Here is a 17,592-nt window from a genome sequence, read left to right on the forward strand (position 1 = left end):
AAGCCATGCCGCAGACGATCCTTCAGATCCGCAAAAATAGGCGCGCATTGCAAGTGGGTAAAAAGGGAACTGACGAATGACCGTTTCTCGACGCGATCTCATCAAAGCAGGGCTAGCCGCCGGAACGGCGTTCACAATCCCTTCAGTACTACGCGGGCAGACACTACCAAATCCGGCCCAGACGGTCCGGATGGTCATGTATGCTAATCTTGATATCTTCGATCCGGTTTATTCGTCGGCTTATATTACTGCCGACCACGCTCTAGCGATCTACGACACGCTGTTTGCCCCGGATTCCAAATTCATGCCGCAGCCGCAAATGGTAGGAAAATGGGGCGTTTCCGACGACAAGAAAACCTACACGTTCGAGCTCCGGGACGGTCTTGGCTGGCATGACGGCGCTCCTGTGACAGCGGCGGACTGTGTGGCCTCGATCCGCCGCTGGGCCCAAGTTGCTTCCTCCGGCCGGCTGATCATGGAGCGAGCGAGCGATATCTCCAAGAAGGACGACAAGACGTTCATCATTGCGCTCAAGGAGCCGCTACCACTTCTGATCGATATGCTGGCGCGAATTGCGACGCCATGCTTGTTTATTATGCGCGAAAGGGACGCAGGTCGCCCAGCAACCGAGCAGGTAACCGCGAACATCGGATCAGGCCCGTTCAGGTTCAATGAGGCCCTTGCTAAGCCGGGTGCGAGCTTCACCTACGATCGCAATGAAAAATATGTCCCCCGTAGGGAGCCGCCTGACGGATTGGCCGGTGGGAAGATCGTCAAGGTTGAGCGTGTCATATGGGAGAATATTACCGATCCGCAGACTGCATTCGCAGCATTGCAATCTCGCGAGGTTGATTTTATTGAATCGACGCCTATGGATCTTCTCTCTGAGATCAAAAGCGATCCCAATCTTGAACTCCAAGTGCTTAATAAGGGGGGGTATGATTTTTACCTCCGTGTTAACTTTCTGCAGCCGCCTTTTGATAACGTGAAGGCGCGCCAAGCGCTGCTTCACCTGATCGATCAGGAATCGTTCTTGCGCGTTCTGTCGCCCGATCCAAAGTACGGACACACCCTCACGTCAATATTTGGTAACGAATCGCCATATTCAAACAGCGAGAATACGGGATGGTACAAGAAGGGCGGCGATCCCGAAAAAGCCAAGCAACTCTTCAAGGAAGCGGGATATGCCGGCGAGAAGGTCCTTATTCTCCAGGCCACGAACATACCGGTGTTTAGCGACGGCTCGCAGCTTTTGGCGGCTGAGCTGCGCAAGATCGGCGTCAATGCCGAGCTTGCGCCCATGAACACGAGTGAACTTAGTAAGCGCCGGGCGAACAAGGACCCGATTGAAAATGGCGGCTGGACCATCTTCTTCTCGACCAATTCCTCTTACGCAGACGGCGATCCGATGAGCAACGTAGCCATGGTCGCGAGTGGCGACAACGCATATTACGGTTGGCCAAAAGACGACAAATATGAATCGCTTCGAGCCAAATGGACGGATGCCGGTACGCTCGAAGAGCGCAAAGCGCTAGCTCGCAGGATGCAGGAGGCATGGTGGGATTTCGTCGGCGCCGTACCGGTAGGACAGGTTGTATATCCAGTCTTGCACCGAAAGACGCTCTCCGGTCTGATCGGCATGCCATCGCTTATTCCGATGTGGAATATGCAAAAGGCCTGAGAACTCAATAGTGCGGCTGCCTTTATGAGGCTCGTGGGAGGTGGCCTCTCCAGGGAAACTGGCTGCCGATGTCAGTTGGATGGTGCCGCGGTATGCGGCAGAGCATTTCTTCATCCTGCTGCACCGATCTGATTGGCGCTCTTGCTAGTTTTGCCTCGACGCTCAACTTGGCTGATGTGCGGGCCAATGCACGCCGTCTCCTGCTCGACTCAATCTGGTGCATGCTATCGGCCGCGCGTACGCGCATAGAGCCGATCGCGTGCGGGCTGGCGGAAGTTCCTAGGCGACGGCAACATCGCGGCCATCGTGGGGCGCAGACAGCGTGCGAGTCTTTCGGGAGCTTTTTATGCCAATGGCCGTCTTGCGAACTGTATGGACCTAGACAAAACCTTCCCCAGTTGGCCACCACTTGGGCGCGGGCCCTGTCGTTGCGGCTCTGGCACTAGTGGAGGCACGCCAGGCGACAGGTCTGCAGTTCCCGCAGGCCGTGATCACGGGATATGAGCTGGGCGGGCGAGCCGCAAGTGCACTCGGGGCGCACGGGTACCGCAGGGGCGGTCCGCATTTCTCCGTGTCGGCAGTTTTGGCGGCAGCAGCCGTGGCAATCCAACTGGAATCCCAGGTTGACTCGGCAAACGCTTGGCATAGCTGGTTCAAATACTCCGCTGCCGAGCATGTGGCTAGGCAGCAAGTCATTAGATTTGCCGGACTCCAAATACCAGGAAGCCGGTTGGGCAGCACTTACCGGCGTGTTCGCGGCCCGGTCAGCCGCGCTCGGCGCGACCGGCCTTTCTGCTATTTTTGACGGCGACCGCGGTTTAATCAAAACGTGCGGTACAAATCCTTTCGACCCGGATGCGCTGGTCGACGACTTCGGCTCGCGCTGGATGCTCGCGGACATCACTTACAAGCCATGGCCTACTTGCCGATGGATGCATCAGGCACTCACCGCGCTCGTTAAGGCCGCGACCAAGGGGAAGATCGAGCCTCAGCAGATCGAACGCGTCATTACGGTACAAGCGTGTTGGTATCTGCCTCCCGGTTTGCCAATCCTACACCGCGCACATGGGTTTCTCGGCAACACAGCTGTCCGCACGCTGCGGCGATGGGGCTGCTTAGCAATTCCTCTGGGCCCAGCATGGCTAGACAAGGCGACGGGAGATAACCAAAATGTTAGGGAGTTGAGAGAAAAAGTGTGCGTCGAATCCTGGGACCGTACAACGAAAGCCACATTATGCGCGAGCAGCTGCGCAATATGCCCGCACGCGCCACGATCGTGATGCGTGACAGCACACGCCTTGAAGCGGACGCGGACTTACGCTAGGCGATCCCTGACGAAAGACAGCATACGGCGACGAACACGTTATCGAAAAACTTCGTGGCGTGAGCGGACTATCGAAAGCGCGCGCGAACGAGGCAATCGAGACCGTATTGGATATCGAAAGCGCAACCAGACGTCAATTCCGTCGTGTCGGTGCTGCGGAACGCTTGAGAATTATCTAGCGAGTGAGAGTAGCTTGTGGGATCGATTCATAACGCAGAGCGTGCGCAGAAGGCCGGCTGATCCATCGAGAATAGGTGGAATTCGCATGCATAAGCTCTCCCCGCGATAACTATGCTTAGCGGTTAAGCATCCTACAGGGCGGAACAAATGCGAAGAGGACCGAAAGGCGAAAAGTGCTTAGGTGACGTGATCGGCGCCGCCATCACGGTCGGCAAGATCGCGACCGGCGAGATCGAGGACATCACCACGGCTATACCACCGCGATCGCGGCTGGACCCCTGTCGGATAAGCCCGCTCGACTGGATCTGCTCGCTATCGATGCGGACGCCTTCAATGACGGCGGCACTCCGGAGTTCGCTGCGATCTCCGCCCTCGCGCTGCGCCACAACGGCATCAGCAACACCCTCTCGACAGCGCCCGATCGCGTCGCGCCGATACACCGGCGCAAATCCAATGTCGACGTCGATCCGCGTCCCGCGTGCCAAGGTTTCCACGCAGCGATGCAGCTCAGGATATCAGCGTGGGCACCGTTGCTGGACGCCTGCAACCTCTATCATGGCCTGCTTCCGCCCATCCTGCTGCACTGTCACGAGGAGCGAGCCGTCCGCTGCTCGCACCACCACGAAGAGGCCGCGAGACCAAGGACTTTCTGCGTAACGCCTACGCCGATATTTCGGCGGCCGTCGAGGCCGTGCGCCAGTACTGGATGCCGATCCGATACGCACGCGCCCGCTGATCACTGCAGACGGGGAGCTCATACCGCTTACGATGCAACGACGGAATCACGACTTCCGATTCGAGGGAAACGCAAATCGAGATTGCAAGCTTTCGGGGCTCCAAGTCCCAAAAGCTTGCAATCTGAAATGCCATGCTCACCGGAAAATCGAATCCTGCTCAAGCGTTTGCGGCATTTCACGGTCGACTAGTTGGCCGAGATGTACGAGGGACATCTGTCGTTTCCGCCTTGGTGAACTTGACATAATCAGAGCGCTTCCAGAAAGCGCATCAACGATCGGGTGGTCGGTAGCGCCGGAGTTTCGCTTGCTAGCTGCGACCCTGCTCCTTTATGAGAAAGCTGACTTGAAGGCATTCGCGTGCCTGATGTGTTGCCTTCGGTTGCACTAGCATGCTCCAAATCTAAAATGGTGGCGCCCGCTCACCGCCTGAGCGTAGAGCGACCTGGGCTCGAAATAATGACCGCGATTGCCGGCAGCGTTGCTACTCCTCACGGATTAGCCCATCGAGGACAGCGAGCCGGCGCAGGTGATAGTCCGCATCGCCGAATAGCGTGTCGATCATTGTGACATGCTTGAAATAGTGGCCGATGCGATACTCCATCGTCATGCCGAGCCCGCCATGAAGCTGGATCGACTCGCGGCCGATCGCCTTCGCCGAGCAGCCGATTTGGGCCTTCGCCGCCGAGATCGCTCGCTCGCGCTTTGTCACGTCTGGTTCGGTCGTCATCATGGCAGCGTACATCGCCATGGACCGCGACTGCTCCAACTCAACGAACATGTCGGCCGAACGATGCTGTAGCACTTGGAACGAGCCTATGGTCGTGCCGAACTGTTTGCGCGTTTTCAGATAATCGAGCGTGGTCGCATGCATCTCACCGAAACAGCCGACGGCTTCCGCACAGAGTGCCGCGACAGCCTCGTCCGCAACTCTCGCGATCACCGGGCCGCTCCCGGGATCGCCGATGACATCGGTTGCGTCCACGTGCACGTTCACGAGCGAAATCTCAGCCGCTCTTAACCCATCCTGGGTTGGATAGCCGCGGCGCGACAGACCCGGCGCGTTCCCATCGACTAGAAAGAGGCCGATTCCGCCCCGGTCGCGCGAGCCTCCCGCCGTCCGCGCCGACACGATTATGATGTCCGCAGCGTGGCCATGCAAGACAAGGCCTTTGGTGCCGTTGAGCACCCAACTGTCGCCGTCTCTTCTTGCGTTGGTCTCGACGTCGAAGAAGTCATAGCGCGACTGCGGTTCGGCATAGGCAAAAGCGATCTTCATACGGCCTTCCGCAATTGCTGGGATGAACTTGGCCTTCTGCGCATTGCTCGCTCCGTGGCGAAGGATGCCGCCGCCGAGCACGACCGTGGCGAAATAGGGCTCCAGTACCAGCGCTTTGCCAAAGGCTTCCATAACGATCATCGTTTCGACCGCGCCCCCGCCGAAGCCGCCGTATTCCTCGCTGAAAGGCAACCCCAGAAACCCGAGCTCGGCATAGCGCGCCCACATTTCCTCGCTATAGCCACGTTCTTCGCCTTGATATCGGCGACGGTCCTCGAACCCATATTGCTCGGCCGTGAACCGCTCGACGCTGTCCTTGAGGAGCCGCTGCTCTTCGGTGAGATCAAAGTCCATATGCCAGCACTTTCCTGGAACCACAGGTTCGGTCTTCCAAACCTAGATCTCTTACGAAAAAAAACTGCGGCTCCTTCCGAAGCCGCGATAATTGCAAACTCAAAAGCCGAGGATGGCTTTGGCGATGATGTTCTTCTGGATTTCGGTGGAGCCGCCGTAGATGGATACCTTTCTAAGGTTGAAATAGGAGGGAGCGATCGGCGCTGCCCAGTCCGGACCAATCGGCGGTTCATTCCTACTCTCCAATTCCTCCTCCGAGTGGTAGGGCAGCGCGTAAGGCCCCACGACGTCCATCAGAAGCTCCGATGTCGCCTGCTGAATCTCCGAGCCCTTGATCTTGAGGATTGAACTCGCCGGGTCCAGCGTGCCCTTCCGGCGTTTCGATTCGTTCGCAAGCACGCGAAGTTGCGTTATTTCGAGCGCTTTCAATTGGACTTCAAGCGCGGCGACCTTCTCGCGGAAGTCGGCTCGGTCAATCAGGCGCTCGTCGCCGACCTTCTGACACGCCGCGAGATTTTTGATTCGGCGGATGCGCTCCTTGGAGGCGCCGACATCAGCGAGACTAACGCGCTCGTTGCTCAGGAGAAACTTAGCATAGTCCCATCCGCGGTTCTCATCTCCGACACGGTTTCCAACCGGTACCTTCACGTCATCAAAGAAAACCTCATTGATATCGTGCCCCCCGTCGATAGTTTGGATCGGCCGAACCGTGATACCCGGCGACTTCAGGTCGATTAGCAGTAAAGAGATGCCCTGCTGTTTCTTGGCCTCTGGATTCGTGCGCACGAGACAGAATATCCAATTGGCGTACTGGGCGAGCGTCGTCCAGGTTTTCTGACCATTGACGACGTAGTGGTCGCCCGCGTGCACCGCGCGGGTCTTGAGCGAAGCAAGATCCGAGCCGGCGCCCGGCTCTGAAAAGCCCTGGCACCACCAGTCCTGCAGCATCACGATGCGCGGCAGGAAGCGCTTCTTCTGCTCTTCGTTTCCGAAGGTGTAGATAACCGGCCCGACCATATTGACGCCGAAGGCAAGCGGCGCGGGCGCCGGCGTCTGGCTCATCTCTTCGGTGAAGATGTACTGCTTGACCGGACTCCACCCCGTGCCGCCGTGCTCGACCGGCCAATGTGGTACGCCCCACCCCTTTTCGGCGAGTATGCGCGTCCAGCTCACCATGTCGTCCTTGCTCGGATGCCTGCCGGCGACGAGCTTGTTGCGGATATTGGCCGGAAGTGCTATCCGAAAAAACGCTCTGACTTCGTCGCGGAAGGCGAGTTCGTCTTCGGTGAAACTCAGATCCATCTTTCGTCAGCTCCTTCAGAATGACTCGAAGCGGCGACCAGCGCCCGCACCACCACCCAACAGTCGTCACAACGGCATATTTGACGCCGCCTCCTCGCCTTCCATAGGCGTATGGTTCGAAAGCCGCGGGCCCGCATGTCTTAGGGGCCATCAGGCTGCAACGGCGCGAGGTCCCGTTCGTCGCGTCGTTCGTTACAAACGGAAAATGGGATCCCTCCATATTCAGGGATGGCGCCCCAGCGCTGAGGGTGCGCCCGCTCCCGGTTAGCACGCCCCTCTGACAGCCGAAAGCGGGTGACGCCCACCGAAAAGACGCGATGTGCCGCCTCTGACCAATAGCCGAACGCACGGAGAAGTGTTTTTTCGATACCAACGACGGCGAGATCACCGAGCATTAAAGAGGTCGCCGGCGGGTTCATATTGTTCTCCTGTTTACTAACTCGGTCCGCCTATGGACATTTCCGATAGAACCTCTGGCTCTCGTGGCCGCGGTGGCATGCGACGAGATGGATGAGAGCCGCGCAATTAAGTGCGACTACGGGAATCCATACTGATTGGTGGCAAGCGCAAAGCTCTGAAAGGGCCCGTCGGGAATACACCGGACCTTGCCATGGCGCATCGCCGTGAGACTGCCGCCCTGTGCAAGCCCGATCGAGTTCAGCCAATCTGCGAGATCCGACTGCTGGCGGAAATCGAAGCGAAGCGATGCTCCGGTACAGTGAGAGAACAGGAAAGACAACAGGCGCTTGGCTTCGTCAGCGCTGCCCGCGACGACCGGTCCGACCACTTCGCCATGCCCGTACGAAAGCACTGCTGAATAGCCCACGACCTTCCTGGAGCTACGCATTACGGCGAAGCGCCCCCTTTCCCAAAGTTTGGATATAAGAGCACGGCGATCAAATCCCGTAGCAGCCCAATCGATTTCGAAGATCTCTCCCAAATCATCCTGGGCTGCCCATTCGACGTCATCCGGGGGCGCATTCACGGCCGCAACTACGCCCCGATGCACACGTATCGTTTCGGTCTCTGTGAACCCGAGCTTGCGGTACAGCGGCATGCCGTCGGATGTAGCGATAAGCCGACATTCGCGTCCATCCGCTTTTTCAAGGGCGAGTTTCATGAGGCGATTGCCGAGGCCCCGCCCGCGCACGTTTTCGTGGACGATCAATAGACCAACGGTAGCGACCTCGCCAAAGATAGTCATGCACATCAAGCCGATGACCTGGTCGCCCAGAAGGGCAACATGGCCTGAGCCCAGGCCCAGAAGCATTGCCCAGTCGTCTCTGCGTTGGGACCATCCAGCCTGAACTGTAAGCTTCAGTGCGTCATCAAGGTGTTGGCCTGCAAATTCAACAAACTCGATCTCGGTCCTCTGCATGGTATGTCGCCTTCCCTATATCCTGTTATTGCGATGAGACAGGAGGCATGGCCAGAAGCTCGCGTGGGTGCGAATCTCTTCTCTCTCCCCCTCTCGGGGCTTTGCACCACGAGGCCGTCCAAGGTCTTCTTCAAAGCGCCGCCTCCGAACCGAGAAAGGCGGTAACCTGACTAGACAAGGTGCCACCATTGCCATGCAGAAGCGCGATGTCAGCCGTTTTGAGCTGCCGCTCGCCCGCCTCCCGGCGGATCTGAGCAACGCTCTCCGCGATCAGGAACATGCCGTACATGCCGGGATGGACGCAGGACAAGCCGCCGCCATTGGTGTTGACGGCAAGCTGGCCACCCGGCGCGATCCGGCCGTCCTGGACAAACCGCCCGCCCTCGCCTTTGGGGCAGAAACCGAGGTCTTCTAGAAAGAGGATTGTGTTGATCGTGAACGCGTCATAGAGCATCACAAGATCGACGTCGGATCGAGTGACCCCAGCCATCGCAAAGGCGCGCGGTCCGCTTTCGCTGGCGGCCGTTACTGTGATATCGGGCATGGATTGGATCGAACGATGCCAGTTGGCAGCGGCGGCGCCTAGGAAATAGACCGCCGCCTTTGGACACGCCTTGGTCCGGTCGGCTCGCACTAGAATGCACGCGGCAGCGCCATCGGTTACTAGGCAGCAATCGGCTGTAGTGAGAGGGTCGCTGACCATGCGTTTGGAGAGAACCTCATCTCGCGTCAGCGGACCTCGCGCGAACGCTTCTGGGTTGAGATTTGCCCATTGCCTGGCCGAGACAGCGACATCGGCGAGCATTTCGCGGGTGGTACCGAATAAGTGCATGTGGCGGCTGGCGGCGAGTGCGTAGCCTGTGATCGGCCCACGCGTATCATACGCACTTTCGTGCCATTGCGGATCCGGCATGAACGCGAGGCGACCGCCGGCGGTAAGCTGATTCGAGCCGTAGCAGATCAACGCGGCATCGCAGAGCCCTGCTTCCAACGCGAGCGAGGCTTGCAATAGGTGCAACTCAAAACTGGAGCCGCCGACATTCGTGCCATCAAAATATCTAGGCCTCAGGCCCAGATATTCAGTCACGCTCATCGAGGCGCAAGGATGGATGTTGGTGGCCGCGAACACCGCATCGATGTCCGACAGTCGCATACCGGCATCGTCGAGCGCTGCGCGCACGGAAAGACCCAGAAGTTCCATAGCCGAAAATCCAGGGGCTGCTCCGATGCCGGCGGTGCCCATCCCGACAATGGCGGTCTTCCCACGAATAGGATGGGTCATAGTTACTTTTCCTCCGGATCGAAGACCACGCGCGCGATCTCTCCCGCTTCAACGCGCGCCCGGACGCGGGCGCCGATCGGAAGCCGTTCCAGGCCGGCAATGGTCGACATCATCCGCGGCCCCTCATCCAGATCGATGAGCGCCACGTTGTGGGCGCCCTCGCGCTTGCGAGCGACCGTGATTGCATAGACGGTCCCGCCCCCCGAGGCTTCAACCCATTCAAGATCGGTTTCTCCAGAAGGGGATATGACCTTCGGGTAGAAGACATATTCGCCCGTGCGCCGTGCACGCTGAATCATGAAGCGCCCGTCGGCCAGGAAGCGCTCGTAAGTCTGCTGTGGTCCGGCCCCATCTTGTGGCGCGGCTGTCTCTTCCATAATCTTCTCCTGCATTTATGAGCGATGCGGCGCCAGGTGAGAGCCGATTAAGCACGCGCTCTGACCGCAGGCCCGCGACCGATTATATTGCAGTCCGCTCTGAGCAAGTTCCAATGGATCGCCCCCTGAGTGATCGACACGAAATATCGAACCTAGAATGTAGCAATACCTCGATCTTGATCAGTGCAACGAGAGCCCTCTTGACGATTAAATCCTTCGCTCGAAGGCCTTTATCCGGTGAATCGTGAACCTATCCAGGGAGGCACATGCCGCCCTCCCCTCTTAAGATCAGCTCCATCATCTAGGCTTTGCGCCTTCAACGATGGCAACTCGAGATGCATGATCCTTGTGCCCGGGTGGGACGTATGTCTTGGCTTGCAAGCAGTGCCTCGCGTCGCCAAAAAGCGTGCAGCACTTGCCGAAATGTCACGTTCTTCATAGCTCCACCCGAACGCATCACCGACAAAGCGGTGGATCAAAAAGCGTCACCGCCTCATCCGGGAGCATGTTTCACTGGATACGATGCGCCGGCACTTTCAGCACGCCGATTTGGCACGGCTGGCATTTCGCATATTCCACAACTCGCTCTGCGCCGATTTGGAAGGACGAAATGGTCCACGTGATTCAGCGGCTGTCCCGTCTCCGAATACGGCTGAGAGAGGGTATGGACTTTGCAATGATCAAGCCGGGCCGCTAGGTCCGCTCCATTTCAAGACGCAGCCTGTACTTCGCATAAGAATGCCGTCGATGGTGACCAAGTGACTGTCGTCTAATATGCGACTAGTCCAAGATCTTACCCACACGCACCTCGTCACCTGCTGAAACTCCTACTCCGCAGCAGCCGTGAAGTGGTAGTTTTCAAGCTCCTGTTCGAGTCGGGCCTGCTCTGCACGAGCCTTGGCGATGTTCGCCTCCTTGATGTGGCCGTAGCCGCGGATCATCTCTGGCACCTGTGCCAACTTTACGAGGAGCGGAATCCGTTCGAGCTTTAGCCCTGCGATCCGCCTCTGAATCATCGCAAGATAATCTTCGATCAGCTGGCGTTCAGCCCTGCGCTCCGAAGTGTGACCGAACGGATCGAAAGCCGTGCCGCGCAGGAATTTCAGTGACGCCAGCAAGCGAAAAGCATACAGCATCCCGCCGCCATATTCCCCCTTTATCAATTGGCCGGTCGCCTTGTCGCGGCGAGCGAAAATCGGCGGCGCGAGATGGAATTTGAGGCTGAATTTGCCCTCGAACTTCTCCGACAGCTTGCGGGCGAAGCTACCCTCAACATAGAGCCGCGCAACCTCGTACTCGTCCTTGTAGGCCATAAGCTTGAAGAGGTATTTTGCAAACGCCTCGGTAAGGGCCGCGGAGTCGGCGGAGGCGGCCGCCTCTGCCGTCCGCACGTTAGCAACCATCGCCAGGTAGCGCTCCGAGTAGGCCTTATCCTGATAGTCAGTCAGAAATTGCGCACGGTGAGCGATTAGCTCGTCGAGCGTGCGGGACGGTGGGGAGTCTGGGGCGCGGAGGGTGATCACGCTGCGGAGGCGCGCCAAATCGTACGCGGCAAGCCGACCCCAGTTGAAGGCCTGCTTATTTGTGTCGATCGCCGCGCCATTGATTTCTATTGCGCGCAGGATCGCTTCCAACGACAGCGGGATCGTACCCTTTTGGAAGGCGTAGCCGAGAAGAAAAGCATTGGCCGCGATGCTGTCGCCCATTAGGCTCGCGGCGATCCCCGCCGCGTCGATGAGGTCGAGATTGCGTTCGCCGAGGGCGTTGCGGAGCGCCGTGTGCATCGCACCCGTTTCGAAATCGATGTCGGGGTTCTGCACGAAGCTGGCAGTCGGCTGCAGGTCGGCATTGACAATGGCCTTCGTCACGCCGCGCTCGATGCGGCTTAGCGCGGTGAGGCTTGCGGAGACCACGATGTCGCAGCCGAGGATAACGTTGGCGCCCCCGGAGGTGATGCGCACGGTCGCAATGTCTTCGGGATGCGGTGCGATTCTCACATGGCTCATCACCGCGCCGTTTTTTTGCGCCAGTCCCGTGAAATCCAGTGTTGAGCATGCTTTTCCATCGAGATGGGCAGCCATGCCGAGCAGCGCGCCAATCGTTATGACGCCGGTTCCTCCGATCCCTGTGACCAGGATGTTGTACGGCCCTTGCAGGACCGGCGCAGACGGCAGCGGGAGATCGGCAAACAACTTGCCGGCATCAAATCCGGAGGTCTCGATGTTCCTCAGCTTGCCGCCGTGGACGGTCACAAAGCTTGGGCAGAAACCCTCGACGCAGGAATAATCCTTGTTGCAGTTCGACTGGTCGATCTGCCGCTTGCGGCCAAATTCAGTATCAAGCGGCTGCACTGAGACGCAATTCGAGGTCTGCGAACAGTCGCCGCAACCTTCGCAGACCAGATCATTAATGAAGACTCGCTTGGCCGGATCCGGATAGAGCCCGCGCTTGCGGCGGCGACGTTTCTCTGCGGCGCAGGTCTGATCGTAGATAAGGACGGTTAAGCCCTTGATTTCGCGCAGCTCGCGCTGCAGCTGATCCATCTCGTGGCGATGATGGACTGTGGCGCCCGGTGGGAAATAGCCGGAGGACGGATATTTGCCAGGGTCGTCGGAGACGATGGCGAGGCGCTTGACGCCTTCGGCCCAGACCTGATGCGCGATCTGCGAGACGGTGAAGCTACCCTCCGCCGGCTGCCCGCCGGTCATCGCGACCGCGTCATTATAGAGGATTTTGTAAGTGATATTGACACCCGAAGCCGCGGCGGCACGCAGCGCCAGCAGGCCCGAATGGGTGTAGGTGCCATCGCCGAGGTTCTGGAAGATGTGCTGCTCGCTGGTGAAGGGCGCCTGCCCGATCCAGTTTGCACCTTCGCCGCCCATATGCGTGATCGTTGCGGTGCGCCGGGCGGTTACGTAGACCGCCATCCCGTGACATCCGATCCCGGCCATGGCGCGGCTGCCTTCGGGCACCTTTGTCGATGTGTTGTGCGGACAGCCGGAGCAGAAATAGGGCGTGCGCTGCAGCGAAACCGGCGCCTGCGCCGCGACAGGACGTTCAAATTCCTCGAGCCGTGCGAGCCGTTGCTCCAGCACTTGGCTATTATGGCCGAGCCGCCGCAGCCGCGCAACGAGCGCGGAGGCGACAATGGTCGGCGTCAGTTCGCCTTCGCTCGGCAGTAGCGGCGCACCCGTCTCATCGCGCTTACCGATAATGCTCGGGCGCTTGGAGGCGTCCACGTTGTAGAGAATGCGTTTCAACTGGTCTTCGATGAAGCTGCGCTTTTCCTCCACAACCAGCACGTCCTGCAGCCCTTCGGCAAAGCGCTTGGCGCCTTCCTCTTCAAGCGGCCAGGTCAGCGCTACCTTGTAGATGCGTAAACCTAGCGCCTGCGCATCGCGATCGCTGATACCGAGATCAGCAAGCGCCTGCCGCAGGTCGAGATATGCCTTGCCTGTCGTGATGATGCCGAGACGGGCGGGCTTCGCATCGAGCACGATACGATCGAGCTTGTTAGCGCGCACGAAAGCGCCGACGGCCGCCATCTTCGGGCCGAACAGCCGCTTTTCCTGTTCCAATGGCGGATCAGGCCAACGGATGTTCAAGCCGCCCGGCGGCATCTCGAAATCGCTCGGTAGCGTGATCTGCACGCGCGACGGATCGCTGTACAGCGACGCCGAGCTTTCCACTGTTTCGCCAATCGCCTTGAAGCCGACCCAACAACCGGAATAGCGCGACAGGGCGAACGCATAGAGACCAAGATCGAGATAATCCTGCAACGTCGCTGGATTGATGACCGGGATCAGCGCTGCCGCGAACACCTGCTCGCTCTGGTGGGCAAGGGTCGAAGACTGGCACCCGTGATCGTCGCCGGCAAGCGCAATTACGCCGCCGTTGCGCGAAGTGCCGGCAGAGTTGGCGTGCTTAAGTGCGTCCATTGACCGGTCAACGCCGGGCCCCTTGCCGTACCAGATGCCGAACACACCGTCGACCTTGGCGCCCGGAAACAGCCCGACCTGCTGGCTGCCCCATACCGCAGTCGCTGCGAGATCCTCGTTCAGGCCAGGCACAAAGGCAATGTCTTGCGCTTGCAGAAACGATTTGGCACGCCAAAGCGCGTGATCGTACATGCCAAGCGGCGAGCCGCGATAGCCGGAGATGAACCCTGCGCTGTTGAGGCCAGTTGCGCGGTCGCGGTCACGTTGGAGCATCGGCAACCGCACCAGCGCCTGCACACCGGAGAGATAGATCTTCCTGGCCTCAAGCCGGTACTTGTCGTCCAACTCAACCTGCAGCAGGGGCATCTTGATTTCCGGTCTCAAGCAAGTAAGGGGCAGCCCTGCGGGCTTGCGGCCCGTCTAAAGCCAGGTCCGATCTCGATAGATCGGAGATGATTTGCGACGATTGGAGCTGATCCGAGGCTAGCATCGAGAAACAACTACATTAGATTTGGGTTTAGAGTGTCGGCTTCAAGGAGCCGGGTGTCGGCCTACACAATCTGCCCAGCTCGTCCAAGAGGGCAGCTCCGGTCTGGATTCCCTTGAGAAAACAGTCGATCTTGATGTTCTCGTTGGGCGCGTGATTCGCCTCGTCGGCATTGGCATACGGCACGACGAAAGAGGGCGTGCCAAGAATCTTCGTGAAGACGTAATCCGGAAGGCTACCGCCGGCCACAGGATAGACGAGCGGCTCGAGGCCTTGCCCGGTGCGGACCGCGCGCTGAATGACAGCCGAAAATGGCGAATCGAGTGGCGTTTTCGACGGCAACATGCCGCTGAGGCGCACGAACTCGACGTCCGGAGCATGCTTCTTAACGTGAGCCTCAATCGTCGCAAGGACGTCATCAGGAGTTTGTCGTTCTACAAGACGGGCATCACATTTGACGAACGCCTCGTGCGGCAGCACCGTTTTCGCTCCCGGGCCGCCATAGCCACCGTGGAATCCATTGATGGTTAATGTTGGATGAAACATGGTCCTTTCAGCCAGCGGCCGATCGACGGGAGCATCTAGCTTCACAAGGTCAAGCGATCGCTTAATTTCACCAGGATCCAAAGCCAGCCGTTCCCCGATGGCACGCTCAAAATCGGTTGGCGGCAAGACGTGCTCATGAAAACCATCAATAGTAATCTCACCAGCTGCATTCTTCATCGTCGCCAAAAGGTGGACGAGCGTCCAGATCGGGTTCGGGACGACACCGCCGAAAACGCCGGAATGAACATCGCGATTGGCGCCACGCGCACGCAATTCGAAGCACGCCTCTCCACGAACGCCGTGGGTCACAATCGGACGACCAGATTCGTGGAGCGGACCATCCGCCGTTACGACCAAGTCGGCCTTAAGCAAGTCGCGGTGAGCACGAACGAATTCCGCAATGTGCGGACTTCCGACCTCCTCTTCTCCTTCCAGTAAGATGAGCACATTGCATGGCAAGCGGCCATGTACCGCCAAATACGACTCCACAGCCAAGATCTGAGCGAAGTGCTGGCCCTTGCTATCTCCGGCGCCGCGAGCATAGATGCGCTGATCGCGGATCGCAGGCTCGAATGGCGGACTGATCCACGCCTCCAAAGGGTCCGGGGGTTGAACGTCGTAGTGGCCATAGAGCAAAACAGTCGGCGCTCCAGGGGTGCGCTCCCACCGCCCCAATACCATCGGATGACCGGATGTCGGGATCGTCCTTGCTTCGAGCCCTAACCGGCTCAGCATGGACACGAGGAGTTCCGCAACCTCAGCGATACCGATGTTGTGCGCGCTTATGCTGGGGTGTTTTAGGTAATCGAGCAGCCGGCAAACGAATTGCTCTTTGTTCGCATCGATATACTTGAACACCCGGGACAATTCTGCGCCGGCAGCGCTCTCGCCAGTATCCGGACTCATGCGCGACAATCCTACTTTCTCGTCGATAAGATTCGGCTCTTGCGCGTCGGTGTAATGCTCCAGGCGCGCGCCGAGCGCATCAGCCAATTCGCTTCAACCATCAAACGCAGTGACAGAGCTCCGCTGAAGAGGGGCCACTCGGAAGGAGTCGCCCAAGTCAGGGAGGAAACGTCCCCTAAGGGACCTCTGAGATCAGGCCGCAGCCTGTTCGATTGGCGAAAACGGCAGACCGAGACTCTCGGCCACCGCCTTGTAAGTCAGTCGACCTCGATAGACATTGAGACCTGCGCGCAGATGTGGATTTTCGAGTACTGCTGCAAATCCCTTGTTGGCGAGAGCCAAACCAAATGGCAGCGTGGCGTTATTGAGTGCCTGACTCGAGGTCAGCGGGACAGCTCCGGGCATATTAGCGACGCAGTAATGAATAACTCCGTCCACCTCGTAGGTCGGATCAGCGTGCGTCGTCGGACGCGACGTCTCGAAGCAGCCGCCCTGATCAATCGCGACATCTACGATCACGGACCCTTTGCGCATCGAGCTCAACATGTCGCGGCTGACAAGCTTCGGCGCGCTGGCGCCCGGAACGAGCACCGCGCCAACGACGACGTCCGCCGCGAACACTTCCTCCTCAAGAGCATCTATTGTGGAAAATCTGGTACGTACGCGCCCGCCGAACAGCTCATCCAGTTCGCGAAGGCAGGGAATGGAACGATCAAGGATCGTGACCTCCGCGCCCAAGCCCATCGCCATCCGTGCCGCCTGCGTGCCGACAACTCCACCACCGATCACCGCGATACGCGCGGGCTGAACGCCAGGCACGCCACCGATTAACAGCCCCCGACCGCCGGCATACCGTTTCAGAGCCGCACCAGCGGCCTCTATTGCAAGCCGGCCAGCGACCTCGCTCATCGGCGCGAGAAGCGGCAGCCCGGCCTGCGCGTCGGTGACGGTTTCATAGGCAATGGCGGCGCAGCCGGATTCTATGAGGCCCTTCGCTTGCTCCGGGTCCGGCGCCAGGTGCAGATATGTGAACAGGATCTGGCTCTCTCGCAGCTGCGCCCATTCCGACGGCTGAGGCTCCTTGACCTTTACGATCATGTCGCTCGAGGCAAACACGTCCCGAGCGGTGTCCAAGATGACTGCGCCCGCTTTGCGGTAATTGTCGTCCGTAGCACCAATACCCGCCCCGGCATTGGTCTCCACTGCCACCCTGTGGCCGGCCGCTACATATTCGCGGACCGCTCCAGGCGTCAGGCCGACGCGATATTCATGCGTCTTGATTTCTTTGGGAACACCAACCTTCATTTGCAATCTCCTGGCCCGACATCTCTTCTAATCGGAAAGACGGCGCAGACCTGCGAGGCAACCGACCAAATCGCGAAGAAATTCAGCAATTTTTGGCAAAGTACGCAGAAATCCAAACGGACAAGTCGCGGACAAAATCGCTACGCCCGTCCTTGGCCATCTCAACACGGCGACTGAACTTTGGATCGAGATACCAGCTAACTACGCAACCGTGCCAGAAAGAATAGTGCACGGGCTCTCTGGCCGGGTAACCAGCACAACCCTTTCGAATAGGTCTTCCCACCGCATTCGCCGAAACGATCGAACATCGCCTCGAGCTGCCTTCCGAGCGAAGTTTTTTCAGCCGCCGTTGACACGCCGCGGCAATGAGCGCCCCCGCGCCAATCCACTACCCGGAAGTCAAACGGTTGTTCTTTTGATGCGCGCGTCTATTCGATTGATTGCATATCGTCCAGCATTTCGGTGAATTTCGTCGCAAGAGCCTCTATGGTGCATAGAAATCTCCGAGTAATAGGAAAA

11 protein-coding genes are annotated in these 17,592 nt (G+C 58.8%); 1 reads left to right on the plus strand and 10 read right to left on the minus strand.

Features of this window, described 5'->3' with window-relative positions:
* Positions 1–76 precede the first annotated feature (76 nt).
* Positions 77–1,681 carry an ABC transporter substrate-binding protein gene (locus ACP2YP_RS34070; RefSeq protein ID WP_426420619.1) on the plus strand — a complete coding sequence of 535 codons (1,605 nt, stop codon included), beginning with the start codon at positions 77–79 and terminating at the stop codon, positions 1,679–1,681.
* Positions 1,682–3,316: 1,635 nt separating this feature from the next.
* On the opposite strand, the gene ACP2YP_RS34075 is transcribed toward ACP2YP_RS34070, so the two are convergent.
* The 10 genes from ACP2YP_RS34075 to ald all read right to left on the minus strand — a co-directional run bounded on the left by ACP2YP_RS34075 (position 3,317) and on the right by ald (position 17,073).
* Positions 3,317–3,625: a hypothetical protein gene (locus ACP2YP_RS34075; RefSeq protein WP_426420621.1), complete on the minus strand. Its 309-nt coding sequence runs from the start codon at positions 3,623–3,625 to the stop codon at positions 3,317–3,319.
* Between the two features lie 778 nt (positions 3,626–4,403).
* Positions 4,404–5,552, minus strand: a complete 1,149-nt coding sequence (locus ACP2YP_RS34080) for an acyl-CoA dehydrogenase family protein (protein WP_426420623.1) — start codon at positions 5,550–5,552, stop codon at positions 4,404–4,406.
* Positions 5,553–5,651: 99 nt separating this feature from the next.
* On the minus strand, positions 5,652–6,854 hold the full coding sequence (pimC, locus tag ACP2YP_RS34085) for a pimeloyl-CoA dehydrogenase large subunit (protein ID WP_426420625.1): 1,203 nt from the start codon (positions 6,852–6,854) through the stop codon (positions 5,652–5,654).
* Between the two features lie 140 nt (positions 6,855–6,994).
* On the minus strand, positions 6,995–7,273 hold the full coding sequence (locus tag ACP2YP_RS34090; protein ID WP_426420627.1) for a hypothetical protein: 279 nt from the start codon (positions 7,271–7,273) through the stop codon (positions 6,995–6,997).
* 116 nt (positions 7,274–7,389) lie between these two features.
* Entirely contained in the window at positions 7,390–8,232 is an 843-nt protein-coding gene (locus ACP2YP_RS34095) for a GNAT family N-acetyltransferase (RefSeq protein WP_426420629.1), read from the minus strand.
* A gap of 130 nt (positions 8,233–8,362) precedes the next feature.
* A complete protein-coding gene (locus ACP2YP_RS34100; protein ID WP_426420631.1) occupies positions 8,363–9,514 on the minus strand; it encodes a thiolase in 1,152 nt (383 codons plus the stop codon).
* A gap of 2 nt (positions 9,515–9,516) precedes the next feature.
* Positions 9,517–9,891, minus strand: a complete 375-nt coding sequence (locus ACP2YP_RS34105) for a Zn-ribbon domain-containing OB-fold protein (protein WP_426420633.1) — start codon at positions 9,889–9,891, stop codon at positions 9,517–9,519.
* A gap of 827 nt (positions 9,892–10,718) precedes the next feature.
* On the minus strand, positions 10,719–14,195 hold the full coding sequence (locus ACP2YP_RS34110) for an indolepyruvate ferredoxin oxidoreductase family protein (RefSeq protein ID WP_426420635.1): 3,477 nt from the start codon (positions 14,193–14,195) through the stop codon (positions 10,719–10,721).
* Between the two features lie 151 nt (positions 14,196–14,346).
* Positions 14,347–15,768, minus strand: a complete 1,422-nt coding sequence (locus ACP2YP_RS34115) for a M20/M25/M40 family metallo-hydrolase (protein ID WP_426426362.1) — start codon at positions 15,766–15,768, stop codon at positions 14,347–14,349.
* 192 nt (positions 15,769–15,960) lie between these two features.
* Positions 15,961–17,073, minus strand: a complete 1,113-nt coding sequence (ald, locus tag ACP2YP_RS34120; protein WP_426420637.1) for an alanine dehydrogenase — start codon at positions 17,071–17,073, stop codon at positions 15,961–15,963.
* Positions 17,074–17,592: the final 519 nt, after the last annotated feature.

It is taken from the genome of Bradyrhizobium genosp. A (assembly GCF_049949275.1).
Classification (GTDB): domain Bacteria; phylum Pseudomonadota; class Alphaproteobacteria; order Rhizobiales; family Xanthobacteraceae; genus Bradyrhizobium.

Coding starts and splice junctions, on each gene's coding strand:
- ACP2YP_RS34070 (WP_426420619.1), top strand. CDS start 77: ATGACCGTTTCTCGACGCGATCTCATCAAAGCAGGGCTAGCCGCCGGA.
- ACP2YP_RS34080 (WP_426420623.1), bottom strand. CDS start 5,552: ATGGACTTTGATCTCACCGAAGAGCAGCGGCTCCTCAAGGACAGCGTC.
- pimC (WP_426420625.1), bottom strand. CDS start 6,854: ATGGATCTGAGTTTCACCGAAGACGAACTCGCCTTCCGCGACGAAGTC.
- ACP2YP_RS34090 (WP_426420627.1), bottom strand. CDS start 7,273: ATGAACCCGCCGGCGACCTCTTTAATGCTCGGTGATCTCGCCGTCGTT.
- ACP2YP_RS34095 (WP_426420629.1), bottom strand. CDS start 8,232: ATGCAGAGGACCGAGATCGAGTTTGTTGAATTTGCAGGCCAACACCTT.
- ACP2YP_RS34100 (WP_426420631.1), bottom strand. CDS start 9,514: ATGACCCATCCTATTCGTGGGAAGACCGCCATTGTCGGGATGGGCACC.
- ACP2YP_RS34105 (WP_426420633.1), bottom strand. CDS start 9,891: ATGGAAGAGACAGCCGCGCCACAAGATGGGGCCGGACCACAGCAGACT.
- ACP2YP_RS34110 (WP_426420635.1), bottom strand. CDS start 14,195: ATGCCCCTGCTGCAGGTTGAGTTGGACGACAAGTACCGGCTTGAGGCC.
- ACP2YP_RS34115 (WP_426426362.1), bottom strand. CDS start 15,768: ATGAGTCCGGATACTGGCGAGAGCGCTGCCGGCGCAGAATTGTCCCGG.
- ald (WP_426420637.1), bottom strand. CDS start 17,073: ATGAAGGTTGGTGTTCCCAAAGAAATCAAGACGCATGAATATCGCGTC.